At 70.6% G+C, this 1,433-nt stretch carries 1 protein-coding gene and 1 pseudogene; one reads left to right on the top strand and one right to left on the bottom strand.

The window, feature by feature from the left end; genetic code table 11:
• A partial coding sequence (locus tag JCM19049_RS14175) for a PLP-dependent transferase (protein ID WP_054821900.1) occupies positions 1-795 on the bottom strand: 795 nt, incomplete at its 3' end.
• 194 nt (positions 796-989) lie between these two features.
• Between JCM19049_RS14175 and JCM19049_RS21125 the strand changes: the two are divergent.
• Positions 990-1,433: pseudogene (locus JCM19049_RS21125) on the top strand (dTMP kinase); the annotation flags it as partial.

Raw genomic sequence — 1,433 nt, 5'->3', positions numbered from 1 at the left:
CACGGCGCCGACCGCCGGGTGGGCCTCTAGCTGTTCGGCCAGGAACTGGGCGTTGGACTGGGCCCGTTCCAGGCGCACCGAGAGCGTGCGCATCCCGCGCAGCGCCAGGAACACGTCCATGGGTGAGGCGATCGCCCCGTGCAGGGTGCGGTAGGCGTGCAGCTTCTCCCGCAGCTGCGGGTTGGAGGTCACCGCCGCGCCAAGGACCACATCGGAATGTCCGGAGAGCGACTTGGTCACCGAATGCACCACCACGTCCGCGCCCAGGCCCAGCGGGCGCTGCAGCAGCGGGGTGGCGAACGTGTTGTCCACCAGGCTGAGCACACCGTGCTCGGCCGCGGCGGCCAGCAGCACGGGCAGCTCGGCCACCTCCAGCATCGGGTTGGTCGGGGACTCGAGCCACAGCGCATCGGCGCCCTGCAGCGCCGCGATGCCGGCGGCGGTGTCGGTGATGTCGATCGGGCGCACTACCACGTCCCCAGCCGCCTCCATCTGGGCCAGCAGCGAGAGCGAACCGTTGTAGGAGTGCCGCGGCAGCACCAGGGTGCCCCCGCGCGGAACCAGTGACAGGGCCGCGGCGATCGCCGCCATCCCGGAGGAGTAGACCAGCGCCGGGAGCGTGGCAAGCTCCAGCTGGCCCAGCAGCTGCTCAAACCCGTCCCAGCTGGGGTTCGCGAAGCGGGCGTAGACCCGGTCGCCGCTGCCGGCCACCGCCTGTGAATGGAAGGTGGAGGTGAAGGTCACCGGATGGTTCACCGGGGCGTTGTTCACGGCCTCGGGCCGGGCGCCGGCCACCGCCAGGGTGTGGGCGCTCCACTGTTCGGGGTCGGTGTGCGGGGTCTTGGTTGGCTCATAGCGCCAAGATTACGCCCGGGCCGGGAAGCGAAGCAGCAGCATTGCAGCATGTTTCACCGCCGGGCACAGTGAGCGTGACGACTTCTGCGGCCAGCCCGGGCAATCCGGGCCCCGATCTTCGTTAGGCTAGACGGGTGAGTACCGCATCCCCCAGTTCCGCGCGTGGCCTGTTCCTTGCCTTTGAAGGCGGTGACGGCGCCGGCAAGTCTACCCAGCTGCGCCTGCTGCACCAGGCCCTGGCCCGCGGCGGCGCCCCGGTGGTCATCACCCGGGAACCGGGCGGGCACCGACATCGGGGAGAAGCTGCGCTCCCTGGTGCTCGAGCACGGGCACGGGCAGATCGATGAACGCACCGAGCGCTGATGTACGCCGCGGCCCGCGCCGCCCACGTCAACCAGTTCATCCTGCCGCACCTGCGTTCGGGCACCCACGTGGTCACCGACCGCTTCGTGGATTCCTCCCTGGGCCTACCAGGGCATTGGGCGCGGTCTGGGGATCGAGCAGGTGGCGGCCGTGAACCGGTTCGCCACCGACGGGCTGGCCCCGGACCTGACGATCCTGCTGGACATCTCCGCGGC

The organism is Arthrobacter sp. JCM 19049 (assembly GCF_001310435.1).
This window is presented reverse-complemented; position numbering and strand designations above follow the sequence as displayed.